Annotated in this window: 28 protein-coding genes and 2 rRNA genes; 1 reads left to right on the top strand and 29 read right to left on the bottom strand. The window is 40.3% G+C overall.

Annotated elements, in window-relative coordinates; translation table 11 throughout:
* Positions 1-21: 21 nt before the first annotated feature.
* The 17 genes from BUB92_RS00850 to metG form a co-directional block, all read right to left on the bottom strand.
* Complete coding sequence (locus BUB92_RS00850; protein ID WP_073088996.1) at positions 22-762, bottom strand: hypothetical protein; 741 nt, start codon at positions 760-762, stop codon at positions 22-24.
* On the bottom strand, positions 755-1,447 hold the full coding sequence (locus tag BUB92_RS00845) for an ABC transporter ATP-binding protein (RefSeq protein WP_073088994.1): 693 nt from the start codon (positions 1,445-1,447) through the stop codon (positions 755-757). Before BUB92_RS00845 ends, BUB92_RS00850 begins: the two co-directional genes overlap by 8 nt.
* The gene (locus BUB92_RS00840; protein ID WP_073088992.1) at positions 1,440-1,814 is read right to left on the bottom strand and encodes a GntR family transcriptional regulator; all 375 of its coding nucleotides are present in this window, start codon (positions 1,812-1,814) and stop codon (positions 1,440-1,442) included. Before BUB92_RS00840 ends, BUB92_RS00845 begins: the two co-directional genes overlap by 8 nt.
* 164 nt (positions 1,815-1,978) lie before the next feature.
* Entirely contained in the window at positions 1,979-2,137 is a 159-nt protein-coding gene (locus tag BUB92_RS11205) for a ribbon-helix-helix protein, CopG family (RefSeq protein ID WP_084728245.1), read from the bottom strand.
* An 84-nt stretch (positions 2,138-2,221) separates the two neighbouring features.
* A complete protein-coding gene (locus BUB92_RS00830; RefSeq protein ID WP_073088990.1) occupies positions 2,222-3,085 on the bottom strand; it encodes a patatin-like phospholipase family protein in 864 nt (287 codons plus the stop codon).
* Positions 3,086-3,143: 58 nt separating this feature from the next.
* Positions 3,144-3,362 carry a hypothetical protein gene (locus tag BUB92_RS00825; RefSeq protein WP_073088980.1) on the bottom strand — a complete coding sequence of 73 codons (219 nt, stop codon included), beginning with the start codon at positions 3,360-3,362 and terminating at the stop codon, positions 3,144-3,146.
* Positions 3,363-3,438: 76 nt separating this feature from the next.
* Positions 3,439-4,014 (bottom strand): hypothetical protein, encoded by a 576-nt coding sequence (locus BUB92_RS00820; RefSeq protein WP_073088978.1) that lies wholly within the window; start codon positions 4,012-4,014, stop codon positions 3,439-3,441.
* A 132-nt stretch (positions 4,015-4,146) separates the two neighbouring features.
* Positions 4,147-4,812, bottom strand: a complete 666-nt coding sequence (locus BUB92_RS00815; RefSeq protein ID WP_242938968.1) for a glycosyltransferase family 2 protein — start codon at positions 4,810-4,812, stop codon at positions 4,147-4,149.
* Positions 4,813-4,830: 18 nt separating this feature from the next.
* Positions 4,831-6,117 carry a glycosyltransferase gene (locus BUB92_RS00810; protein WP_073088975.1) on the bottom strand — a complete coding sequence of 429 codons (1,287 nt, stop codon included), beginning with the start codon at positions 6,115-6,117 and terminating at the stop codon, positions 4,831-4,833.
* A 91-nt stretch (positions 6,118-6,208) separates the two neighbouring features.
* Positions 6,209-6,976 (bottom strand): hypothetical protein, encoded by a 768-nt coding sequence (locus BUB92_RS00805; RefSeq protein WP_143156822.1) that lies wholly within the window; start codon positions 6,974-6,976, stop codon positions 6,209-6,211.
* Between the two features lie 120 nt (positions 6,977-7,096).
* A complete protein-coding gene (locus BUB92_RS00800; protein ID WP_073088971.1) occupies positions 7,097-7,375 on the bottom strand; it encodes a Veg family protein in 279 nt (92 codons plus the stop codon).
* A gap of 173 nt (positions 7,376-7,548) precedes the next feature.
* The gene (locus BUB92_RS00795; protein WP_341372062.1) at positions 7,549-8,025 is read right to left on the bottom strand and encodes a ribonuclease H-like YkuK family protein; all 477 of its coding nucleotides are present in this window, start codon (positions 8,023-8,025) and stop codon (positions 7,549-7,551) included.
* A complete protein-coding gene (rsmA, locus tag BUB92_RS00790) occupies positions 8,012-8,899 on the bottom strand; it encodes a 16S rRNA (adenine(1518)-N(6)/adenine(1519)-N(6))-dimethyltransferase RsmA (protein WP_073088970.1) in 888 nt (295 codons plus the stop codon). Before rsmA ends, BUB92_RS00795 begins: the two co-directional genes overlap by 14 nt.
* Before the next feature lie 191 nt (positions 8,900-9,090).
* Positions 9,091-9,711: a YhcN/YlaJ family sporulation lipoprotein gene (locus BUB92_RS00785; protein ID WP_073088968.1), complete on the bottom strand. Its 621-nt coding sequence runs from the start codon at positions 9,709-9,711 to the stop codon at positions 9,091-9,093.
* Between the two features lie 165 nt (positions 9,712-9,876).
* Positions 9,877-10,845 carry a 3D domain-containing protein gene (locus BUB92_RS11915; protein ID WP_073088966.1) on the bottom strand — a complete coding sequence of 323 codons (969 nt, stop codon included), beginning with the start codon at positions 10,843-10,845 and terminating at the stop codon, positions 9,877-9,879.
* A 235-nt stretch (positions 10,846-11,080) separates the two neighbouring features.
* On the bottom strand, positions 11,081-11,848 hold the full coding sequence (locus BUB92_RS00775; RefSeq protein WP_073088965.1) for a TatD family hydrolase: 768 nt from the start codon (positions 11,846-11,848) through the stop codon (positions 11,081-11,083).
* A 14-nt stretch (positions 11,849-11,862) separates the two neighbouring features.
* Positions 11,863-13,800 carry a methionine--tRNA ligase gene (metG, locus tag BUB92_RS00770; protein ID WP_073088963.1) on the bottom strand — a complete coding sequence of 646 codons (1,938 nt, stop codon included), beginning with the start codon at positions 13,798-13,800 and terminating at the stop codon, positions 11,863-11,865.
* A gap of 310 nt (positions 13,801-14,110) precedes the next feature.
* Here metG and BUB92_RS00765 point away from each other — a divergent pair, with 310 nt between their 5' ends.
* Positions 14,111-14,359, top strand: a complete 249-nt coding sequence (locus BUB92_RS00765) for an AbrB/MazE/SpoVT family DNA-binding domain-containing protein (protein WP_073089133.1) — start codon at positions 14,111-14,113, stop codon at positions 14,357-14,359.
* Positions 14,360-14,376: 17 nt separating this feature from the next.
* On the opposite strand, the gene rsmI is transcribed toward BUB92_RS00765, so the two are convergent.
* The 12 genes from rsmI to BUB92_RS00700 form a co-directional block, all read right to left on the bottom strand.
* Entirely contained in the window at positions 14,377-15,219 is an 843-nt protein-coding gene (rsmI, locus tag BUB92_RS00760; protein WP_242938965.1) for a 16S rRNA (cytidine(1402)-2'-O)-methyltransferase, read from the bottom strand.
* A complete protein-coding gene (locus tag BUB92_RS00755) occupies positions 15,209-15,979 on the bottom strand; it encodes a tRNA1(Val) (adenine(37)-N6)-methyltransferase (protein ID WP_159432287.1) in 771 nt (256 codons plus the stop codon). Before BUB92_RS00755 ends, rsmI begins: the two co-directional genes overlap by 11 nt.
* Entirely contained in the window at positions 15,952-16,230 is a 279-nt protein-coding gene (locus BUB92_RS00750) for an initiation control protein YabA (RefSeq protein WP_073088958.1), read from the bottom strand. Before BUB92_RS00750 ends, BUB92_RS00755 begins: the two co-directional genes overlap by 28 nt.
* Positions 16,148-16,951: a PSP1 domain-containing protein gene (locus BUB92_RS00745; RefSeq protein ID WP_084728260.1), complete on the bottom strand. Its 804-nt coding sequence runs from the start codon at positions 16,949-16,951 to the stop codon at positions 16,148-16,150. The genes BUB92_RS00750 and BUB92_RS00745 overlap by 83 nt, the downstream gene beginning before the upstream one ends.
* Positions 16,952-17,004: 53 nt before the next feature.
* Entirely contained in the window at positions 17,005-17,964 is a 960-nt protein-coding gene (locus BUB92_RS00740) for a DNA polymerase III subunit (protein ID WP_073088956.1), read from the bottom strand.
* A gap of 37 nt (positions 17,965-18,001) precedes the next feature.
* On the bottom strand, positions 18,002-18,451 hold the full coding sequence (locus tag BUB92_RS00735) for a YaaR family protein (protein ID WP_073088955.1): 450 nt from the start codon (positions 18,449-18,451) through the stop codon (positions 18,002-18,004).
* A complete protein-coding gene (tmk, locus tag BUB92_RS00730) occupies positions 18,432-19,070 on the bottom strand; it encodes a dTMP kinase (RefSeq protein WP_341372061.1) in 639 nt (212 codons plus the stop codon). Before tmk ends, BUB92_RS00735 begins: the two co-directional genes overlap by 20 nt.
* A gap of 23 nt (positions 19,071-19,093) precedes the next feature.
* Positions 19,094-20,527: an aminotransferase class I/II-fold pyridoxal phosphate-dependent enzyme gene (locus BUB92_RS00725; protein ID WP_159432286.1), complete on the bottom strand. Its 1,434-nt coding sequence runs from the start codon at positions 20,525-20,527 to the stop codon at positions 19,094-19,096.
* 104 nt (positions 20,528-20,631) lie between these two features.
* Positions 20,632-20,850 (bottom strand): sigma factor G inhibitor Gin, encoded by a 219-nt coding sequence (locus tag BUB92_RS00720; RefSeq protein ID WP_073088949.1) that lies wholly within the window; start codon positions 20,848-20,850, stop codon positions 20,632-20,634.
* A gap of 165 nt (positions 20,851-21,015) precedes the next feature.
* Positions 21,016-22,587, bottom strand: coding sequence for an esterase/lipase family protein (locus tag BUB92_RS00715; protein WP_073088947.1), 1,572 nt, complete (start codon positions 22,585-22,587; stop codon positions 21,016-21,018).
* 581 nt (positions 22,588-23,168) lie between these two features.
* Positions 23,169-23,283 (bottom strand): 5S ribosomal RNA (rrf, locus tag BUB92_RS00705).
* A 57-nt stretch (positions 23,284-23,340) separates the two neighbouring features.
* Positions 23,341-23,420 (bottom strand): 23S ribosomal RNA (locus BUB92_RS00700); the annotation flags it as partial.

Below are 23,420 nucleotides of genomic sequence, written 5' to 3'. Positions count from 1 at the left end.
TCTTCCCCGTGGTGCTTCTCTCTATAATTCTATTTTTCGATTATATACCATAACTGCCGCCGCAAAAATCAGTAGCCCCTGAATGAGCAAAATAGTAAAGGACCAGGAAAAAATATTGAGCCATATTTTATCTGGTGTAAGGAGAAAAATTTTATCCAGTGAAAGTATGTGAGCTATATAAAAATCAACCTTTTTTATCACCCACCATAAGCCCAGGAATATAAAGAAAGTAGCCAGGTTTTGTAAACGAGGCACCATCCTTCCTAATATTTGGCTAAAAAAACTAAGGCTTGCCAGATAGGTAAAAAAAGCTATACCCAGCATATACAAAGAAAGATAAAAACCCCAGGGTATATAGCTGTAATTTAATTTTAAAAGCTGAAAAAAACCCGGCCACATGTAAAACCCCAGTAGAATGCCACTCAATGCCACAAGCAGAGTTCCTAAGACATACTGGGTAAGTATAGCCAACATTTTGCTTCCCAAGACCATTTCCCCTTTTACAGGTAATGAAAGGGTTAAATATATAATGTTATTATTCCATTCCCCACTAAAAATGCGAAAAGAAGATATAATAGGCATAAACCCTGCTAATCCTGCCATAAGAAAAACGGGAACAACAATATACCCATGGCCCAAACTGCCCCGGGAAAAAGCAAATACAGTCATTAAAATTATAATCCCTAATGTAACTCCTATATCAACAGCCAGACATCTCATTTCTTTTTGGTAAAGGTTTTTAAACATACCAACCTTACTCACCTTTCATCAACTCCTTCATTGTTTCTACTAGGGATTTTCCCCTTTCCTGCCTTATCACTTCCGCCTCCTGTTTAAGAACTATCTTCCCTCTCTTTACAAATACCACTTCATCTACTAAATTTTCGACTTCTCCAATCTCATGGGTAGCTATTACAATGGTTTGTTCACCTTCCCGGTAATCGCGGATAAGGGTATTTATTATCTCTTCCCTGCTTAAAATATCTACGCCGGAAAGCGGCTCATCCAGCAGGAGATAAGAAGCTCTCCTGGATACTGCCAAAAGCAGCTTGGCTTTAGATCTTTGCCCTTTAGAAATCTTATTTATCTTCATATCTGGCTCCAGGTTTAAAAAATGCATAAGCTCTTTATATTTATGCTCGTCCCAATCCGGGTAAAAAGCCTTTATAAAACAAGCTGCCCCTTCTATAGTCATCCAGGGATAGAGATAATCAACTTCCGGCAGGTAAGCAATTTTACTCTTAGCTGCTTGAGGATTTTGCCCGTCAACTTCTACCTTTCCCCGATCAGGACGGCTGAGACCTGCTATCAGCTTAAGAGCAGTTGACTTACCAGCACCATTCGGCCCAAAAAGGCCTATTATTCTACCTTTAGACAAACTAAAGCTAATACTATCTAGAGCTTTAACCTTTCCATACTGCTTAGTAACCTGACTAAATTCAATCATTTGATTGCCCTCCTTTATGTAAAAATTTTTCTACCAGCATCTTTATATCTTCATAATCAAAACCTAAATCTTTCATTTCGCGGACAAATCGTTCAGCTATTTCTTCTGCCATTTCTTTTTTCATAGCCATCAGCATTTCTTCTTCCACCCTTACAAAAGTACCCTGCCCTCTCAATGTTTCCACCAACCCCATATTTTCCATCTCCCGATAAGCTCTCTGCACCGTATTGGGATTTACCCTTACCATCTGAGCATACTCCCTTTGCGAAGGAATTTTATCACCTGTTTTAAGCTCTCCTCTTATCATCCTGCGTTTAAAATCTTCAATAATCTGCATATATATAGGTCTATCCGCAGCAAAATCCATTTTTTCACCTCCTTTCTAGTGCACTATTTAACTAGTTTACTATATTTATAGTATTGCATTTTTATAATAATGTCAAATTTATTTAGTAATTTCCTGCAAATAAAAACAGCCCGAAGATTATCACCCCCTAGGCTGTTTTTATCCCCATCGGTTTTTAAAAAAGACTACTTTTCTTTTTCCTCCTCGCGGTTTATATATTCCCTTATTATCATTCTGACCAGGGCACTCCGGGAAATCTGCTTTTCCCGGGCCAAACGCTTTATATCCTCAACCTGCTTTTTGGTCAAATAAAAAGTGGCGTGTTCAAACTTATCGGTGGCCATTTTAACCTCCTCTCTCGGTATCCCCCGGCAAAATCTATGCTTTGTGGATATTATATGTAAATAATGCCTTTTCTGTTACTATCTCTATTCATTAAGTCCCGCCTGGAGCTCGGCCAGTTTTTGCTTCATGGTCCTCCTTCCTATACGGATTAGGGCAGCCGCTTTTTTTATATCTCCTAAACCTATTTCCGGAACCGGGGGAGATAAAACCATATCCGAATAATATTCCAGAACATCACCTGAAGTTTCATAAACCAAAATACTCAAAGTCCGTTTTATGATCTGCTCCATACCCTGGACCGGTGTATCATATAGCGCACGCCCTAAATTTACGGATAATACATATTCTGCCCCCATTCTCCTTACTACCCCGACCGGGATTATTTCCTTAATACCTCCATCTACCAGCTGCATCCCTTCTAGCCTTGCCGGAATAAAAGTTACCGGTATAGATATGCTGGCCCTTACCGCCTGGCTCAGATATGCTTTCTTTACTACGGTTATATTTTTATTTATACCCACTAAATCTTGATTGGTAAAAATAACTTCGCGTCCACTGTCTATATCACAGGCAATTATAGCTAGAGGCATAACCGCATCATCTAACTTCTTGCCTCCGGTCATTTTATACACCAGTTTTTCTATTTTATCCCCTTTTATAAATCCACTTAAAGAAGCCTGAAATCCGGGAATATATAAAGAAAAAACATACTTTAAAAGCCCTTTAAGGTCATAATCCATATAATCACTTTTATCCAAATTTAAAACTAGTTTTTCCATAGCATAAGGAGAAACCCCTGCCGCCAAAAGAGCCGCCACTATGCTTCCCGCACTGGTTCCAGCTATAAAAGAAACCGGGATTTTATTCTCATGTAAAACCTGCAATATCCCGATATGAGCTAATCCCTTAAGTCCTCCTCCCCCTAAAGCTACCCCCAGTTTTTTCATCTTTTTCTCCTCTTTCTCCTCCTGATTTTCCCTAGCTCCCCGGCTAGATCATCTAAATTCAGCGGTTGCATTTTCTAACCATAAAATTAGTAACTTTTCTAACTGTACTCCGGTTGTTTTCCAAAAGCTCTTGCCAAAATTTACGGTACTCCTCTGTTTCGGTATTTTCATTAAAAACAATTATTTTCTTTTCCATCTCCTTCATCATACTTACTATTTCCTCCAGTTTGAGGCGCATGCGATTTTTCTCTTCCCGGCTTATTTTAATGTTTGACAATACCATCCCCCCTTTCTCCCCTTTGTTGCAAAATAAATGCCCGGCTTAATTGCCGAGCATAGCTCTAGTCTCTCACCTATTTGATAAGATAATCTTCGGGCTCAATTTCTCCATATACTATTACATCATGCATTTTGCCCAATTTGTTGATTATGTCTACATATACCTTTAAGCCTATACAGGTTCCAGCTACCGGGGTTGTTAAATTGCACGGATTGCCCGGATCTTCACAGCTACCTTTAATTTCGAAGTCAAAAGACCAGTTCTTAAGAATGACTTCAGACTGTTCAATTTCTTCCCGGAATTCTTCCATGGTAAGGGGCGGGTCAAATTCATCTAGTTCTATATTCTGCTCATATCTGTCACTGACTGTTACTATCTGATATTCGCCATCAACGACTACAAACATTATTACTTCATAATCAATCACCATTCTTACCCGATGAAAGAGGATTTCTGAGGAGGCATTTATAACTTTAACCTTTATATCTTCTACCGCACAGATCTTTCCTCCCACCTGTTCTTCAGGTACACAAAAAGAAGTATCTAAAATCTGCACCTGTTTGGCTACATATTTTGCCTTTATGACCCTAGCCCACAAATCAAGCATACAACCTTCCGGAAATTCACACTTAAGCCCATCGCGATTCATGTACTTTCCCCTCCTTATTATCTACCCTTTCCTGCTCTACGCAGTTTTTAAAACTTTAATTCTAGATTTCTAGGATATACTATGAAACCCGAAACCAAAGTGTTACTCCCCAAGGAAGGGAAAATATTTTTTTCATCTCATAACATGTTCGCATTCCACACGGGGGTCGCAGAAAATGGTAAATCCCAGCCGCCTTGCCTCTTCACAAAATCCTATATCCTCAGCTCCATACAAATCAGAATACCTTACCCCCTTTTCTATCACCCTTTTATGGATAAGATAAGCAGCACCTGTTACATCAACCGCCTGGATTTTATCCCGGGGAAAATCGGTTATATGCACATACCCTCCATTCTCTTCCTTTCTCAAGATATTAAAAACGGTTTTTCCTCCTCTTAACTCTCCATTGGGAACGAGAGCAGAAACTATATCACAGGCATGGCTGATAAGAGCAGATAAGGCATGAGGAGGAACAATTATATCACTATCCACTGAAAAAAGGTAGGAACAAGCGGAAAGCATAAACTGGTTAAGCAGAAGGTTTCGCAAATAAGCCAGTCTCCGGAAGCTGTATTCTCCTCTTTTATCTCCTCCCGGATGGTCAAAATCAACTAGCACTATCTTTACGGGAGCACGGGCATACATAGCAAACTGCCTGAGAATATCTTCGGTACTATCAAGCGAGTTATTGACTATAAAACAGTATTCTCGTGCCTCGAGTGGATAATCCATAGCTTCCAGAGCCTTAAGATAACGAGGTAAAATCCAGGCCCGGTTCCGCACCGGACAGCCTATCATAACCTTCAATTTTACCCTTTAACCCCTTTCGTTCCGGAAATAGAAGGCAGGTCCTTTAATTATATTTATTTTTAATTCCCGGGAAAAATAAAAACGATTCACTTTTCCCCGTTCATACAGGTTAGGCCAGGTGGTTAGCTTTATGCGCCACCTGCGTCCGACTTTAAGCCGACCGCCAAAACCGGAAACAGCCGGCAAATAGGAGATATCCTGGGGAGCATCTTGCATAATCTTTTCAGCTAAGGCCGCAACATAAGAAGGATTAATCTTTTCCTCCCTTTTTATTTCTTTTTCTGTCAGCTTTTCTTCAATAATTTTTACAATCTGCTTCGCCCTTACCATCCATGAATTTTGCCGGGCAGTAAAAATCCTCTTCTCCCTCTTTTCCGGGCTATCTTCAGCCAGGGCTCTAACTACCATCTCTATAAATTGTTCATGGGTTGCTGCCGTATAAATTAAATCCCCGTATTTTTGGACTTCAGGCAGGGAAGTTGATACCACCGGAATGCCTGATGCCATATATTCCCACATTTTTATGGGATTTACTGCTTCCACCATAGTTGTCTGTTTAAAAGGAATTATCCCTATATCAAATACCCGAACATAAAGGGGTAAATCCTTATAATCTTTATAGCCCATCCAGTAAATATTAGGCCGGTAAGGCACCCTGGTAACATTATATAAAGGTCCTACCATAACTATGCTGTACTCCGGAAAAGCATCTGCCAGCTTGGCAACCAGCTCTAAATCTACCCAGGTGGCTACTACGCCTACATATCCTATAACCGGACGTTTTATATTGGCAACATCATCCGGAACCGGCAGATCCCAACGGGAGAAATGTTCAAAGTCACATCCATTAGGAACAAGATAGGTAGAAGGATTCAGCTTACTGGCTCTTGCAAACAGTTTATCCGAGGTAGTAAGCACTATATCAGCTGTGCTTACTGCCTTTTCATAAAAAGGGAGCCAGGCGGCAAACTCATCACTGGGATCATCTACGCTATCAAATATAACTAAAGAAGGATTATACCTTAAGACTAAATCAGCCTGAGCCGCCGAAGTATAATATACTACGGGCTTTACATCTTTAAGGTAGGGCGCAGGATCGACATTATTAAAAAGATAGAGGTTAGGAATTACATTATCAATACCTCTTACGACCTTGCTTTGAGGCTGGGGATTATTAAGATAAAAACAGTTTATGCCTAGACGGGCAAAGCTTTGCATCAAATGCTGCGGCCTCTGCACCAGGTAATAATAATCTAGCGTCGGCGGGTACAGTATGCAGCTGATGTTGGTCATCAAATTTCCCCCTATTTTAGATTAACTGTCCTACTATCATATGCTTTCTCTATCTTATAAGTGCCTTCTTACCAGCCCGCCTGCTGACCACTCATTCTCCCCTAAACATCTTCTTTATCCTGCGCCCCAGATCAATTTCTTTGGGGGTGAAGCCAGCCCTTTTAGGAGGTAAAAAAAGCTCCTTATCAGGCATCAGGTTATTTTTCGGTTTTTCCGTTAAGCCTTTATAATGGTTAAGCTGTTCTTTAAGTTCCATATTACGTTTTTCGGCCTTTTTTATCCCCTGTTTAAGGCTCTTTATATCTTGTTCATACATAAAAAGCTTTTGCTTTAGATAATAGTTCTCCTCCGTTAAGCGGTCTATTTGCTCTATCCAATCAGGCAGCAGCCATTCTTTCCTGAAATCTTCTTCATCTCTCATCTCTACTCCCTCAATTTTAACCTCCTGATAGGAAGTTAAAAAAACCGTATATATAATCTGTATCTGGACATTAATCTTACTATTTACTTCTTCTCCCTTAAGGGAAAAGCTTAAAATTTTCATACGGGCGTTAATTTCTTCTCCCTTTTCCCCAGCATAAGCAAAGGCAGTTAAGGCTAAATTATCGTTTATAATTTCTTGCCAGGTCTTAAGCTGCACTTTTTCTCCTTTTTCCACCAGGCACAAAATATCAGCTTTTATATTTACTCCTATATTCCCTCCATATACTCGAGCTTCACTTTCTCTAAGCTTTATTTTTATATCTTCTATCCTGCATCCACTTTCTTCCAGAATATAAGATTTATCCAGGGTTATAACCCGAGGCTCATGAAGTTTTCCCCGTATAACAGGAACCCATATATAAATTTCTTCTTTCATCGCAGCCCTCAAAAAACATATTCTATTAGCATATTTATATTTATAAGCCAGCCCCTCTATGATTACCGCCAAATAAAAAAGGCTGCCTGAACACGCAGCCTCGATATTCCCCTTATTTTTTTATTCATTTACCGCTGCTATTTTTATCTCCTCATTCTTATTGCCATAAACGAAGAGTTCAACCGTAGATGTGAGCACATCAGCATAACTGTACGATACCCTTCTTTCTACTTTCCGTTCATTGATTTTTACCACAAATATATTAGGGTATATAGATTCCAGTACTCCCTCTCGTTCTACAATGCGGTTTCTTCCCTTATTGGCCTTTAACTTCACCCTGCTTCCTACAAAAGACTCCAGGTCTTTCCTTATATCTGCCAAAGCCCTGGGAGAACTCACATTATCACCTTCTTCTATTTTATTAATCGTAATAATTGTACCCCAAACCCCTCCTGATGTCAAGTTTTAAAATAAATAGTATATTAAAATTTTTCATATATGTCAACAAGGTTTAATTACAAAAATAAAACATTTTTTTAACACTAATTTAACATTTTGATAAAAACTTCGCCTCATTTGGTATATTTATCTGCTACTTTGCTGGCTGCACATGCATCCGGCTTTATGCAGGCAGCAAAACCACTGCCGATAATCATGCCCGTAATCTCTTTGACCAGTTCGCGGGTTTCCCCTTCATTGCCTACATCGAGATGAATTTCCACCGGCAGGTTATCCCTGCCTTTTTCTTTCAACAGCCGCGAAAGTTCGTCGGCTAAAGACAAACTTAAAGAAGCTTCATAAAAAATACGCTGGCGCATACTGCGGATACGGGGCTCCATTTCTTTGTAATAGTAATAACGCGCGCCTTTACCTACCCGATGTACAATTACCGCACTTACAAAACAGGTTTCCTTGCCCCAAACCTTGGAATCGCTACCTACTATTATCTTATAACTGCGCCTGGTATCCTCATTTATGTAATTTATAATATCATCTACTACTTCATCCATCGTCATTTCTCCCCGCGAGGGGCTTTTAAACTTCACCATTCCCGGCCTCCTGTTCTCCCAAAAGCTTATGAATAAGAGCATACTGTTCAATAGTTAAATCTTCAGGCCTGCTGTTAGGTATAATCCCTGCTTTCTCCAGCTTAATTTTTATATCCTGTTTATCCAGATGGTAAAAAACACTGCAGATATTAAGAATAGTTTTACGCCTCATCTGAAATGCTTTCTTTACCAGATCCTTAAAACTTTCCTCATCCTTTACCTCTACCTTCTTTTCCTCTAAAGGGGTTATCCTTATTACCCGGGAGTCAACCTCCGGTTTAGGATAAAAACAGTTGCGGGAAACATCAAGCAAAAAATCTGTTTCCGCTCTATATGCAGTCATTACGGTTAAAAGCCCATAATCTTTATTTCCGGGAAGGGCTAAAATCCTTTCCGCCACTTCTTTTTGCATCATAAGGGTTGCGCTCTGCATATGGGGACATTCTTCTAAAAGTTTAAAGATAATAGGAGTAGTTATATTATAGGGAATATTGGCACATACCTTGTAAGAGGGAACCTCGCTCAGATTAAAAACTTCCCTTAATTTCTGTTCTATGTCTAATTTCATAATATCCGCAAAAACTACCCGGATATTATCAAGCCCAGCCAGTATCCTCTCCAAAGGTTCCTTAAGGCTAGTATCTATATCAACTGCCATAACCCCTTTACTGTTTAAGGCCAATTCTCTTGTCAAAGCTCCCAGACCCGGCCCTATTTCGACTACATAATCCTCCCCGGTAATCGGAGCAGAATGCACAATTTTTCTTACAATATTAGCATCCACCAAAAAGTTCTGGCCCCATTTCTTACGGGGCATAAGGCTATATTCGCGCATTAATTTGTTTACAACAGCTATCGAAGTCGTATTCTCCATCTTTACTCCTCTTGCTGATAATTTTGTTTTCTATTATAGTACATATCATAAAAATTCCCAAGGAATATGCTTCTTACTTAATTATAATAATATGTCTTATAATTTCGCTTTATATTATATAAATATAGTGTAAATTGGCGAAATTTTTATAAAACCCCAAAATAATACCCGGGATAATCCCGGGCTTAAGATTAAAAAGCCGAACTTTCGCCTTTCATCCGATCCATCAGCTCATTTAAATCGCTCTTCATTCTTGATAAAGGCTTGCCTTCTAATATATCCGCTGCTGTATTTTTAATTCTTTTTACCAGCTCCGGATCAGTAGTAACATATACCCTCGATATTCTGTTATCTGCACGCAGAAGTTTATTAGCCACTTTAGTTTTAAGCCGTTCCATCTCAGCCGTATTGTTAATCATACTCCGATCAACATCTAGTCCAACCATGACTACTATTCCTCTGGTATTAGCCCCCGTAGGTCCCGCAATCATCCTTCCTCCGGGAGCAGTACCTGTATTATTAGTCATACCATTAAACCGATCATTATTAATAGTGGTAACGCCTGTTCTAGGCTGGTTGGCAACCGGGGTAGTTCCCGTCCCCTCAGTAACTACTACGGTTGCTTTTTGCACCCCGGCGACATTATCGGCCATGCGGGCTAACTTTTTTGCCAGGGCTTTAGCTTCCGCATCAGTTAAGACAGTAGCGCCAGGCGCGGTACTCAAATTCTGGCTTCTAGGAACCGTTCCCTGATTACTCTGCGGCTCAATAGGCTTTTTGGCCGTAGTCTGGCAGCCGACAACAAAAATCATAGAAAAGGCCAGCAAAATTGAAATTACAAGCCAATTTTTTCTTATCTTGATCACCTCCTTTGCTTAATTTAAGTTTGCCGCATTTCTTCATTTTAAATCATGAAAAAAATAGAAAAGGCAGTAAATATTTACTGCCTTTTGCGCCCTGCTTTTTTCTTTCTTAATTTAATCAAGAATATATACTTTTACTGTACGCCTTCCCCAGTTTAAACACTGTTCCCTGGTTTCCATAAATACATCCAGTTTATTTCCTTTCACTGCTCCACCCGTATCAGCTGCTACGGCATAACCATATCCTTCAATATAAAGCCTGGTTCCTAAAGGTATTACCGCCGGGTCAACTGCTACCATGCCTACTTCCGGATATTTTCCCGTAGCTGTCCGCCTTCCGGTATAGGTGTAGGCAGAAGCTTGCATATAACGGGCCTCGCGGAAATCAAACCTCAAGCTACCACGGGATACAGAAGTTATAGTTCCCAAAGCTACCACTTTATTCTTGGGAGGAACCAGTATTTTGCTGTCTATAACCTCTCTTTTTACCTCTTCTCCATTGTGGTAAGTAATCCTCACTATATTCAGTGCTAAACCTTCCTGCCCTTTAACCAGCGTTTTGGTAAGGCCTTTTTCTAATGTGTTATCATAAGTTCTTTCTACCGTAAAAGGTATAGGTTCTTTTACCTCAACCTCCTTTTCCGTTACCCTTATAACTTCAATCTCCTGTCCCGGTACTGTATACTGGGTAGGATTAGTTTTTACTATGTCTTTATCTCCCAGTTTTACTCCTGCTAGTTCTATAGCCTTACTTATCGTAACTGGTGTAGTTATTACCTCTTTTCTTTCTCCATCTGCTATTACCACTACTTTAAAAGCTCTCGTTACCACAATCCTGGTATTTTTCTGCACTCTGGTATTTAAGCCGGGCTCAACTTTATCCTTGTCGCCCAAAACTATTCCTTTCTTTTGCAAAACATCTGCTACGGTACCTGAGAAAAATACACAAGTCTTTATTACCTTCCCATCAACTTCAACAGTAACCGGTTTTTGCAGGGCAAAGAACAGACTTACCAGTAAAAGCAGGCCGCCTAAAACAGCCGCTATAAGGTAAGTGCTCTTCTTAGACCATACAATACCCATTTCTCTCCTCCTTTTTTTAGGAACCAGGGAAATGATTCCTTCGTTTCATTTTAGACAGAAACCAGACCAAAAGTCAAATCTTAATCCATATTTTTACTTATATGATTTTCTCTTCCAGGCCGTAAGCTCCTTTCTTTAAATTATTATCCTGATAAATTTATTTTATTCCTCAAAATAAAAACAAATTGTCACAATAAATTTTTATATAAAAAAATAAGGGCGCTTTTTCGCACCCTTAGCGCAAATGGAAAACTTTTTCCGCATTCAAACTCGTAATATAAGCTACCTCTTCCCAGCTTTTTCTCTTTATTTCCGCAATTTTGCCTGCTACATAACTTACATAAGCCGGTTCATTACGCTTACCCCGCACTGGCTCCGGAGCTAAGTAAGGACAGTCGGTTTCAATAAGCATCCGCTCTAGCGGGATATTGGCTGCTACCTCCACCGTTTTGCGAGCATTATTAAAAGTTACCGGCCCGGCAAAAGATATATAAAATCCCTCTTTCATAAGTTCGATCGCCATAGGCAAATATCCAGAATAGCAGTGCATGACACCACCGTTTAGCCCCGCTTTTTCTTTTTTGATTATATCCAGAACCTCCTGATGGGCGTCCCGGTCATGTATTACCACCGGCTTTCCGGCTTCACGGGCCAATTTTATCTGGGCAATGAAGGCTTCCTTCTGTTTTTCTCTGGGTGATAGATTGCGGTAGTAATCAAGCCCTATCTCTCCTACGGCTACCACTTTTTCTTCCCGGGCCAGCTGGTAAAGCTTATCCAGCGTCTCTTCATCCAATTCCTTGGCATCATGCGGATGTACACCGACTACGGCATATATACCTTCATATTTACGGGCTAACTCGACTGCTTCCACTGAAGTCGGATAATCATATCCTATACATATTATTTTTTTTACTCCTGCCTCTTTTGCTCTTTTTAATACCTCTTTTAGGTCAGCTTTTAAAGCCTTATCTTGCAGATGAGCATGGGTATCTATAAGCATATTCTTCTTCTCCTTTATCTTACCTGGGTACCTGACGGTACCTTGCTTACAGTTAAAACTTCCAAAAGATTTTCCTCCCGGTCAGAAGCAGCCAGGATCATGCCCTCGGATAAAACTCCCCGTAATTTAGTCGGTTTAAGGTTAGCTACCAGTATAACTTTTTTGCCTATCAGCTCTTCGGGCTGATAATACTGGGCAATACCTGAAACTACCGTTCTTTCTTCTTCACCTACTTTAACCTTAAGAAGCAAAAGCTTATCTGCATTCGGCATTTTTTCACAGGCAACTACTTCGGCAACCCTAAGGTCCAGCCTGGCAAAATCGTCAATAGTTATATACTCCTTTTCTTTACTTTCTTCTTTTACCTCGGCTTTTTCCTTGACTTCCTGCACCTTATTGTCCTCCTTTAAGCTTTTTACATCTATACGGGGGAAAAGAGGCGCCCCTTTCTTAACCTTGCTCCCTTCTCTGGTCAGCCCAAATATACCAGCTTCCTCCCATTTAAGATTATGGGGATCAGCAAAAAGAGCAATCTGTTCATTTACCCGCCCAGGCAGGGTAGGCATAGCCGGAGCCAGCATTATAACTGCGGCTCTTATAGCTTCGGCCAGATTGTACATCACCGTAGCCAGACGACCTCTTTTTTTATCCTCTTTTCCTAAAAGCCAGGGTTCTGTTTCATCAATATATTTGTTGGCCCTAGCCACCAGCTTCATGACGGCCATAATATAGCCGGCAAAATCAAGTTTTTCCAGTTTCGCCGTAGCTTCCGCATAAGCCTCATTAAATACCCTTATTAAATCATCATCTACCTCATCTTTAACCAAAGGAGCAGGGATCTCTCCAGCAAAATATTTATCAATCATGGCTGCCGTACGGCTTATAAGATTTCCCAGGTCATTGGCCAGATCACTGTTTATGCGGTTTACCAGCATTTCTTCGGAATAAAAACCGTCCTGCCCGAAATTAAGCTCTTTTAAAAGATAATAGCGCAGGGCATCTACCCCGTATTTTTCTACCAGGATCAAAGGATCTACCACATTGCCTTTAGATTTTGACATCTTGCCCCCTTCCAGCATAATCCAGCCGTGGGCAAAAACTTTTTTCGGCAGCGGCAAATCCATAGCCATAAGCATAGTAGGCCAGATAATAGCATGAAAGCGCAGTATATCTTTGGCCATAAGATGAACATCAGCCGGCCAGTAACGGTTAAATTTTTCCTTATCTTCCCCATAACCTATGCCGCTTAAATAATTTATCAAGGCATCAAACCATACATAGATAACATGATCTTCCTTAAAAGGAACCGGAATCCCCCACTTAAAGGTGGTACGGGAGACGCAGAGGTCTTCCAGTCCGCTCTTGATAAAGTTTATAACTTCATTGCGCCTGGATTCAGGCTGAATAAAATCAGGATTATTATATATATGTTCAAGTAAACGGTCGGCATATTTGGACATGCGGAAAAAATAGCTCTCTTCTTTCAATAATTCTACTTCCCTTCCACAGTCCGGGCATTTGCCATCTACCAGCTGTCTTTCCGTAAAGAAGGTTTCACAAGGAGTACAGTACCAGCCTTCATACTGGGATATATAAATATCCCCTTTATCATAAACCTTCTTAAAAAGCTCCTGTACCACTTTCTCATGCCGGGGCTCGGTAGTACGTATAAAATCATCATTGGAAATAAAAAGTACCTTCCACAAATGCTTTATATTCTCGACAATCCGGTCTACATGTTCCCTAGGTTCTAACCCCCTTGATCTGGCAATCCTTTCAATCTTCTGCCCGTGTTCATCGGTTCCGGTTAGATAAAATACATCGTAGCCACACATTCTCTTGAAGCGGGCTACACAGTCAGCCGCTACGGTAGAATAAGCATGTCCTATATGCAGATTATCGCTGGGATAATAAATAGGAGTAGTGATATAAAAAGTACCTTTTTTCTCCACAAATTTCCCTCCTGTACCTTTATTCCCTTACCATCTTTTTACCAAACGCTAACAACATACCATTTATATACTAAGCCAAAAATACTCATTTTACAAATAAAATTCCTCCGGTAATCCCGGCATTAAGCCCAAGCCTTGTAAAATGATGGCTTTTTTTAGATTATTCCCCAGTAAACCGGGAACAAAAATAGGCAAAAAAATTTTTTCCTGTCCATTTATGTTGAAAAATAGCTTGACTTTTTCTGCCATTGTTGGTGCACTTTGTTGTGAAAACTAGTATAAAATGACAGGGGGTTTAGTAATTACTATGATGAAATCAACAGGTGTTGTAAGAAAAGTGGATGAGTTAGGACGCATTGTTATCCCTATCGAGCTCAGACGCACTATGGGCATTGAAGAAAAAGATGCTCTGGAAATCTATGTCGACGGTGATAAGATCATCCTCAAAAAATACGAACCGGCTTGTATTTTTTGCGGCAATGCCGAAGAAGTAATTAACTATAAAGGTAAAAATCTGTGCCGCAACTGCCTTACCGAACTCAACAAACAGGTAGGATAAAATAGTACATAACCTTTTTAATCATCATATTCGTCCAGAAAGGACTTATAAAGTTCGGATTTTTTTATTTTGTATTCCCGGGCCTTCATTTTGAGGGCCTCTTTTTTATCCATACCTTTATCGATGAGCATTTTAACCTCTGCTAAAACCTTTTCCCTGTCTACCTCTTTTTCCTCCCTATCTCCTTCTACTATCAGGGTAAATTCACCTTTAGGCGGGTTATGGGCAAAATATCTCTCTATTTCCCTTAAACTCCCTCTCCTCACTTCTTCGTAAAGCTTGGTAATTTCTCGGGCTACGGCTATCCTTCTTTCTTCTCCTAAGATTTTAGCCATAGATTGCAGAGTCTTTACCAGACGGTGCGGCGCTTCATAAAATATGAGGGTTCTTTTTTCTCTTTTTAATTCCTGCAGAAGCTTTTCGCGTGCTCCTTCTTTAGCCGGCAAAAAACCGACAAAAACAAAAGAAGAAGTATCCATTCCGGATAAAGCAAGGGCGGAAACTAACGCACTAGGCCCGGGCACAACTTCTAAAGGTATCCCTTCCTCTATGGCTTTTTTAATCAATCCTGCACCGGGATCAGATATCCCCGGCATCCCGGCATCAGAAACCAGGGCAATGTTTTTCCCTTCTCGAAGCAGCTTTAGGATATAAGCTTCTCTTTCCTGTCCTGAGTGCTCATGATAGCTTATAAGCGGCTTTTTTATCTTATACCGGGCCAAAAGCTTGGCCGTATGACGTGTATCTTCACAGGCTATCAAGTCTACCCGGCGCAAAGTTTTCAAAAGCCTTACACTTACATCTTCCAGATTGCCTATCGGGGTTCCACATATGAAAAGCTTGCCCATACTATCTCCCATAAATCTCCTTCAGTTCTGCACAGTAATCTCCATCATCTTCATAAATAAACAAAGGCGGTAATACCTGCAAGAGGGAAGATTTATTTTTAATCCCTTCTACCAAAACAAGTTTGGCCGGCTGATCTTTTTTCGCATGTACCCATCTTACCCGGCTAATTCCTAATTTATTCGTTTCTAAAGCCTTAACTCCCTCTAAAAAGCGGGCTGCTCGCTGTATGAAAGCAAACCTCCCTCCCGGAGCTAGAAGATAAGCAGCCGCTTTGGCCACCGTTTCCAGATCGACCTCCAATTCATGCCGGGCTATAGCTTCCTCCTCATTCTGGCTTATCCGGCCCTCATTTTTTCGCCAAAAAGGAGGGTTGCATACTATAAGCTCAGCACATGCTGCCGGCAAAATCTCTTTTATTTTTTTTATGTCTCCCGGTATGATCTCAATTCTCCCTTCCAGCCGGTTAAGCTGTATGCTTCTTCCTGCTCTATCTACCATAGAGGGCTGGATTTCCACCCCTTTTATTTTTATCTCCTTATCCCGCTGGCTTAAGATGAGAGGAATAACCCCACTGCCGGTTCCCAAATCAATAACGGTTTTTACTCCCTCCAGCCGGCAAAAATGAGCCAGGAGGACAGCATCTATGGAAAAGCGGTAGCCTTTTTTCGGCTGAATAATCTTAAGATCCCCTATGATAAGATTATCCAGGGTTTCTTCCTCTTTTAAAAACAAGTCTATTCCTCCTATTCTTTTTCCATAAACGCTATGCAAAAAAGGCATTCCCCCTGCCGCACCTGTCCAAAAGAAGCAGGACATACATGATAGCCTTCCTTATAAAGCCTGCCTAACTTTTCATAACTCTCTCCCTGTAAAAACAGGTTTTCCGTTACTGCGGGCAGCCGGGTTTCTTCTTCATATAAAGCCATACTTTTTTCCAGATTAGCTATCCGCTCTTTCAGTTCCCCCACTTCCAGGATAAGTTCCCGGATTATCATCTTGAGCTCCTGGACACTCTTTTCCATTATGGTCCTCCTCAATCAACTTTTCACCATACTCATCCATATCACAGGCGGCGATTATATCTATATCTTCCTGCGGGTTATCCTCATAAAGTTCTGATTCGTACTTAAGGCAGCACATAAGCCTTCCGCAGCTGCCTGATATCTTGGTAGGATTAAGGGAAAGATTCTGTTCCTTGGCCATGCGGATAGATACCGGCTGAAACTCTCCGAGGAAAGTATGGCAACATAAAACCCGGCCGCAGGTTCCTATCCCTCCTACCATCTTGGCTTCATCTCTAACCCCTATCTGCCTTAATTCGATCCTGGTTTTGAAAATAGATGCCAGGTCTTTTACCAGTTCCCGAAAATCTACCCTGCCTTCAGCGGTAAAATAGAATATTATCTTTCCTCTATCAAAAGTATATTCTACATCTATCAGATGCATGGGCAGTCCATGTTCCTTAACCTTCTCTTTACATATTTCCAGAGCATCCTTCTCCTGAGCCTTGTTATTAAGATACTGAGCTGTATCTTCCTCCGTAGCCTTGCGCAAAACCTTTTTAAGCGGCAGAACCAGCTTTTCTTCTTCTATATTCCTCCTGCCTATTACTACGGTCCCGTATTCTATCCCTCTTATAGTTTCTACAATAACCGGATCTCCTACTTTTACATCTATATCTTCCCCATCAAAATAGTATATCTTTCCTGCCGGTTTAAACCTTACGCCTACTACCCAAGGCATAAAACCAAAACCCCTTTCTCCTTTCTTTTTGGGGCTAAGCTTATAAGGCCCTTTCAGAACAAAGCATTTTTCACTGCATAACAAACATTTATGTTAATAAGCAAGGAATTTACATTTCTCCGATAATAGCCTTTAAGCACGCCTATCTTATTTATAGCTTGTCTCAATTTTTCTTCATTTAACCTTTTATTAAGCATTTTAACTATATCCTGGCTCTCCTTTACCGTAAGCAACAACTCTTCTCCTGTACTATTATATACCAGCATATCCCTTAAAATAGTTTCCAGCATACGTATTATAAGCTGAGGATTAGCTTCCATCTTTTCGGCCGCTTCTCCTATGGCAGCTTCTCCGTCTCTGCCTAAAATGCTTACTATATAAAGCGCTGTCTGCCAGTTTTTCGAGATTTCCTCTTCCCCAAAATGCAGAGCATAGGCAACACTTCCCTGTCCCAATCTAGCTGCCTCTTTTGCCTTTTCTTCGCTTATCCCCCGGGTAAGGAGTATCTCCTCTAGTACCCTGGAGGGTAAAGGCGAAAACCTTATTACCTGGCAGCGGGATACTATTGTTTCTAAAAGCGTATTTTCATCAGCTATCAGAATTATAACCGCATAAGAAGGCGGTTCTTCCAGGGTTTTCAAAAGGGCATTGGCCCCTTCCATACTTAACAGGTGGGCATCCCTTATTATAGCTATACGGTGCCCCGCATGATAAGGCTTTAAAGCCAGCCAGGGTTCCAAGTCTTTAACTATTTTATCTTTGCCCAGCAAGGTTTTGTTTTCATCTCTCTCAATAACCAGAAGATCGGGATGCATACCTTCCCTAAGATACAGTGCTGCATTCTCGTCTTCCCTGGATAACAAAGAATAAGCCCACATTCTGGCCGTAAGCATCTTGCCTACCCCTTCGGGACCTATAAAGAGGTAAGCATGGCTTATATTTCCTCCCTCAGCAGCCTTTTTCAGTATATGCAAAGCTTTATCCTGTCCTTTAACCTGGGCCAGAAAAGGCATATAAATTCACCTGCCGCTAAAACTTAGCCATTTTAAATTATATCATCAGATCTACCAGCATACCCCGTATCTTATCAAGTTTATCTAAAATAGCTACTGGTTCTGCCTTATTAAGGACAAATTCATTTATCAGTTCTTCTAGCTCCCGATCAACAGTTTCTACTGTAATCAGAATAGTCCTCCCGCGACGGCTCCGGCTCCTTTCCCGCTTCAAAAGATAAGCCCGGGCTATCGCTTCCTCTAAAAATGCCTTTACCAGTTTTTTGTAAAGCATAAGATCCTGCAAACTGAGCCTTTCCTTTAAGCGGCGGGCTGTCTGGTCAATGCGGTTTAAAATCTCCTGCATTTTAAGGTTAATTTCGTTTTCTCTTTGCGCCCCAAGCTCCTGCTCAAAACTCGCATTAGCACCTCTATTTACTATTCTCGCTTCTAAAGAGCGGGGAATATTAAACTTAGTCCATTCCTTCTTATCTCGCTCTATCTTCATTTAACCCACTTCCCTGTAAAAAAAGACTGACCGCAGCCAGCGCATCATTTAAAACCTCTTCCAGGCTGCGCCCGGCATCAATAACTTTTATCCTTTCCGGTTCCCTTCGGGCCAGTTCTAAATACCCGGCACGCACTTTTTCCTGGAAGGGCAAGCCTTCCCCTTCTAGTCGATCTTCCTTTTTTCCCCGCCTTCTTTTTATACCTATTTCCGGGTCAATATCCAAAAGTATTGTCAGATCAGGTTTCAATCCCCCGGTGCAAAGCTGGTTGAGCATTTCCAAAAATTCTAAATCTAGTCCCCGCCCATAGCCTTGATAGGCTAAAGTAGAATCAATATAGCGGTCAGCCACCACTATTTTCCCGGCCTCTAAAGCCGGCCTTATCACCTCATCTACCAGCTGACTGCGGGAAGAAGCATATAAAAAAGCTTCCGTACGCGGAGTTATGCTGCTATTTTTAAAATCCAGCAGAAGTTCGCGGATTTTTTCCGAAATAAATGTTCCTCCCGGTTCCCTTACCCCTACTGGATTATAATCTTGCAAAAAAGATAAAATGCCTTCCTTAATGCTGGATTTTCCACTGCCATCAATACCTTCGATACTTATAAAAACCCCCATCATTTTTATCCCCTTTTTTATCCCTATGTCTCAATTATATCAATAAAATTAAGATCTTTATCCTTTATTCCTACCAGATAAGCTCCCCTTGTTTTAAGATACATAATATAATCATACACTTCTTCACTTATAACTTCTCCCGGCAAAAGGCAGGGTATGCCTGGAGGATAGGCAGCAACCATTTCCCCGGCTATAAACCCTTTGCTCTCCTTAAACTTCACTTGCTTTTTAGGGGCCAGAAAAGCCTGTCTGGGAGTTAAGGCTACCTGGGGTATCAGGTTTATGGCCCGGGGTTTATCCTTCCTTTTCCCATTATAATACTTTTCCGCTATAAAGGCTAAGCTTTTATACAATTTTTCCCAATCTTCGCGTTCATGAAAAATAGACATCATGGCTAAAATAAGATGAGGCTGGCTCATTTCTACCTGGATACGGTAATCCCTGCGCAGTAGATAATCCAGCTTATAACCATCAATAGTCAATCCATCGCAGAAGATTACCAGTTTCAAAGGATCATGTCCCGTTACTCCCTCGGCTTCTAAAAATTCATCCCCACACCGCAAGCCTTTTATCTGGTTAATCTTTTTCTTATATTCCTCGGCCCATCTTAAAGCCCGATCTAAAAGTTCATAACCTTTTTCTTCCATAACCGCCCGTGCCATTTCAATCGAAGCCAATATAGGATAAGAAGGGCTGGTGGTAGTCAAAAGCGTATAAGAACGAAATATCCGTTCTTTATCTTTAAGGGAAGATGATATATGCAGACAGGCCCCTTGATTAAAAACCGGCAGGGTTTTATGCAGGCCGTTTACCACGGCATCAGCTCCTGAAGCCAGGGACGATGGTGGATAAGAGGGATGAAAAGCAAAATGTCCGCCATGAGCTTCATCTACAGCAAGAGGAATATTATATCTCCCAGCTAGCTCAGCTATGCCTTTTATATCCGAAGCCGTTCCATAGTAAGTGGGGCTGGTGATAAAAATAAATCGAGCACCAGGGTTATCCATAAGTGCTTTATCCACATCAGCTGCGGCCACGGCTAAAGGCAGCCCCCATTCCCCATCCACCTTATAAGGTATATATACCGGCTTACAGCCAGCAAGCACCATTCCTCCAAAAAATGAAGTATGCATATGGCGATTAACCAGAACTTTTTCCCCTTCCCCAGCTAGTCCTAAAAAAAGAGCTTGTATGCCCGAGGTAGCTCCATTTACCAAAAAAAAGCTTTGATAGGCTCCATAGACTTTAGCCAGCAGTTGTCTGCTCTCTTCGATTATCCCTGTTGGCAGGTGCAAATTATCAAAAGGCGGAATTTCCGTAACATCAAAAAAGCCCATTTGCTTGAAAACAGGCGGAGCCAAACCTTTTCCTCCGGCATGTCCTGGCATATGAAGACGTACACAGTTTTCTTCCATATATTTAAGCAAAGCAGAATAGATAGGGGTCTTACCTGCCAAAAAGCTCACCTCGTCTACCCGCCAAAGCGGCATAAAACTTTCTTTCTTATTCTAAGGTTTATAAAATCCTCTAGCAAGTAAAAAAGGGGATTATTCCCCCTTTTTCATTTGAGAATTTTTTTTATCTTTTCTTTAACCACTTCATATTGAGCCGAATCTATATCCAGATGGACAATCTCTTCTTCGCATTTTTTACATATAAAAGCTTTTTTTAGTTTTATAACCCCTCTAATCCCCTCCGCCGGTATCTTTCCGCATATACAACAGCAAGGCAAAACTTTACATTCTCTGTCTTCTGACCAAGGCAAAATTTGATTAAGCACTTTTTTACACCCTTTTATTTTATATTTTTCCCCAATTAATTATATGTATATAATAGATAAATTGTTAAAATCGTTAATATCTAAGAAAAAATAACCCTTATCTAGGCCTCTTCAAAAAGATTTTTAATTCTTATCCCGTAAAAGCCTTACTGTTTTGCTATACTTTTAACGAGCACAATCACTTTCATAGTCTTTATTCTCCCCAGGCTCTGAAAGCCCTGGATTTATGTCATTACTGTCATTATAAACTTCCCTATCTACTGAGCTTTCTCTGTCATTAACTTCCCTCATCTTTTCTGTAATTTCATCACTAGTAGTATCATCTAAACTACTGTTATGGTTATCAACATAATTATTATCATCATTAATAAATTCACCAATTTCATTATCGGGCATACAATCTCTGTCTAAAATTATATCTTCCTCTATGTCTTTTGGTATAGAAATATAATCTGTAGGTAACTTGGCTAAAAGCTCAACATGTTTTAAATACCAAGGACAGGGATTCCAATAAGTACCCAGACCAATTATATCACGATGATCAAATGTATCCATGATACCCATAAAATTCCATACGCCTGGAACCGGGTTACCATCGAAATTTATTATACGATCATTTGAATTAATTTTAGGTCCATTTTGAGAAATTACATTTACCGCTCCATCATTAGGCCACCATTCACTAGTTACAGGGATTTTTCCTGGTATATTGCGTGTATAAGAACCCATAAAATAGGCACTCTGCCAGCCCTCTAGATACATACTCCATATAGGAACCTGGTAATCAGAGAATCTAGATTTAGTTGTAGCCTGAGTAGCCCATGAAAAATAATATACATCTGGCTGGGCCTTTACCCAACTATTTAATTCAGCAGCTCCTTCAATGCTCACATCATAATTAGCAAGATCACGATTTGTCATCCAAAAACTGCTATTTATGATTCGTTTCAGATATTCATAAGTAGACTCTTCTTTTTTATAAGTTAACCCCCATTGATCAAGCTTTAGATCATATTTTAAATTAGAATTATCCGATAAAGGTGTTGAAGCTATCAATCCTATTAGATGTTGCCGCCAGGTTACACTTTTAGGATCATTATAGTAATAATCAGCAAGTGAAGTTCCATCATGAGGAGTTGATATAGTAGTTACGCTTTTAACCCAATTATTCCCTCCCATAAAAAGAGGAGAAACATTTTCCTGAGAATAATTTCTTTCCTCTTCGCAACCCTCAGCAAGAAGCTGTACTAAAGTTCGTATAGTTTGCCCTCCCATGCTATGTCCAATAAGATGAACCTTTTTCATCTCTCCAGTTTTAGGATCAATTTTACCTAAATCAGGAATTAATCCCGGATAAGTCCTTCCATAACGTTTATGTCCATATTTAGCAGCATGAGCAGCTCCATAATCTACTGTTCCTCCCACTAGCTGAGCATAGAGTTCACATGCACGATCCCAATTACTTGATACCGGCCCTATAGACACTGTATATACTTCGTAACCACGAGACTTAAGATATTCTTGTATATCATAAACCCCACCCCAATATTTTATAACACCACCTAATTCATCGCGTCCAAAACCGCCTAATCCATGGACAAGCACTATAGGATACTTATTACCTGATGAATTACAATTCTGGCTAGCATAAACAAATTGCGGAAAACCCATCAACTCCAGAAATACAATGAGTAAAATAAACAAAGAAAGATAACGATGTTTTAGAATTTTACCCATTTACAATATATACCCCCTTGGAATTTCTTAATATATTTCACAATATAATATTACTAATCGAAACAAAAGGAAACAACTATTTTTTTTTAGGAATATGGTAATAATTTTTAGAAGAGATAAAAAACTTCAAATCAGAATTTACACAAATGTATCTACAAAACATAGATGTTGTGGCCAAAATTGAGGCAATTTTGGAAAAGCTAAGCAATTTATTGATCACAGGATGAATAGGTTTCTTATCAGGATAGGGTTGAAGAAAAAAATGAGGCAAACTAGTAGTAGGATAAACCTTGTAGGATATGAAAAGAAAGGTAATGCAACATCTTCTCAGCGAAGTCCCAAAGGCTTTCATACAGTTCAAATAGGAAGTGAATATCAGGTACTCATGTATTTATAGCTTAGGAAGTCAGATTTTGATTGATGCAGGCAAAACGCAAAAATATAGCCAATACACCCTTGATAGAAAATCTGTAAAGCAAAAAAAGCAGTCGTGCAAAAAAACACGGTATTTTTATGATTTTTATGGCTTCTTGCAAAAAATTCAATTTCTTCACCAAAAATAAAGCCGCAGAAAAAATTAATCCTGGCAACGACCTACTCTCCCACAGCTTCAGCTGCAGTACCATCGGCGCTGGAGGGCTTAACTTCCGTGTTCGGGATGGATACGGGTGTTTCCCCTCCGCTATCGTCACCAGGAATCCTTATTCCCTGAATCCCTCAAAACTGCAGATAGCGCTTTAACCTCAAGGTCCTTAGGTCAAGACCTCGATCTATTAGTACCGGTCGGCTTAATACATCGCTGTACTTACACCCCCGGCCTATCTACCACCTAG

The sequence above is a fragment of the Thermosyntropha lipolytica DSM 11003 genome (assembly GCF_900129805.1).
GTDB classification, from domain to species: domain Bacteria; phylum Bacillota; class Syntrophomonadia; order Syntrophomonadales; family Syntrophomonadaceae; genus Thermosyntropha; species Thermosyntropha lipolytica.
The sequence above is the reverse complement of the archived record's forward strand: the minus strand, read 5'-3'. Positions and strand labels throughout refer to the sequence as shown.

Coding starts and splice junctions, on each gene's coding strand:
- rsmI (WP_242938965.1), bottom strand. CDS start 15,219: ATGGGAGATAGTATGGGCAAGCTTTTCATATGTGGAACCCCGATAGGC.
- BUB92_RS11205 (WP_084728245.1), bottom strand. CDS start 2,137: ATGGCCACCGATAAGTTTGAACACGCCACTTTTTATTTGACCAAAAAG.
- BUB92_RS00745 (WP_084728260.1), bottom strand. CDS start 16,951: ATGCCTTGGGTAGTAGGCGTAAGGTTTAAACCGGCAGGAAAGATATAC.
- BUB92_RS11915 (WP_073088966.1), bottom strand. CDS start 10,845: ATGGGTATTGTATGGTCTAAGAAGAGCACTTACCTTATAGCGGCTGTT.
- BUB92_RS00785 (WP_073088968.1), bottom strand. CDS start 9,711: ATGATTTTTGTTGTCGGCTGCCAGACTACGGCCAAAAAGCCTATTGAG.
- BUB92_RS00715 (WP_073088947.1), bottom strand. CDS start 22,587: ATGGGTAAAATTCTAAAACATCGTTATCTTTCTTTGTTTATTTTACTC.
- BUB92_RS00820 (WP_073088978.1), bottom strand. CDS start 4,014: ATGAATCGCGATGGGCTTAAGTGTGAATTTCCGGAAGGTTGTATGCTT.
- BUB92_RS00810 (WP_073088975.1), bottom strand. CDS start 6,117: ATGACCAACATCAGCTGCATACTGTACCCGCCGACGCTAGATTATTAT.
- BUB92_RS00840 (WP_073088992.1), bottom strand. CDS start 1,814: ATGGATTTTGCTGCGGATAGACCTATATATATGCAGATTATTGAAGAT.
- BUB92_RS00750 (WP_073088958.1), bottom strand. CDS start 16,230: ATGGAAAAGAGTGTCCAGGAGCTCAAGATGATAATCCGGGAACTTATC.
- tmk (WP_341372061.1), bottom strand. CDS start 19,070: ATGGGGGTTTTTATAAGTATCGAAGGTATTGATGGCAGTGGAAAATCC.
- BUB92_RS00830 (WP_073088990.1), bottom strand. CDS start 3,085: ATGAAAAAACTGGGGGTAGCTTTAGGGGGAGGAGGACTTAAGGGATTA.
- BUB92_RS00815 (WP_242938968.1), bottom strand. CDS start 4,812: ATGATAGGCTGTCCGGTGCGGAACCGGGCCTGGATTTTACCTCGTTAT.
- BUB92_RS00740 (WP_073088956.1), bottom strand. CDS start 17,964: ATGCCTTTTCTGGCCCAGGTTAAAGGACAGGATAAAGCTTTGCATATA.
- BUB92_RS00805 (WP_143156822.1), bottom strand. CDS start 6,976: ATGAAAGAAGAAATTTATATATGGGTTCCTGTTATACGGGGAAAACTT.
- BUB92_RS00765 (WP_073089133.1), top strand. CDS start 14,111: ATGAAATCAACAGGTGTTGTAAGAAAAGTGGATGAGTTAGGACGCATT.
- BUB92_RS00735 (WP_073088955.1), bottom strand. CDS start 18,451: ATGAAGATAGAGCGAGATAAGAAGGAATGGACTAAGTTTAATATTCCC.
- BUB92_RS00845 (WP_073088994.1), bottom strand. CDS start 1,447: ATGATTGAATTTAGTCAGGTTACTAAGCAGTATGGAAAGGTTAAAGCT.
- rsmA (WP_073088970.1), bottom strand. CDS start 8,899: ATGGAGAATACGACTTCGATAGCTGTTGTAAACAAATTAATGCGCGAA.
- BUB92_RS00775 (WP_073088965.1), bottom strand. CDS start 11,848: ATGCTTATAGATACCCATGCTCATCTGCAAGATAAGGCTTTAAAAGCT.
- BUB92_RS00795 (WP_341372062.1), bottom strand. CDS start 8,025: ATGGTGAAGTTTAAAAGCCCCTCGCGGGGAGAAATGACGATGGATGAA.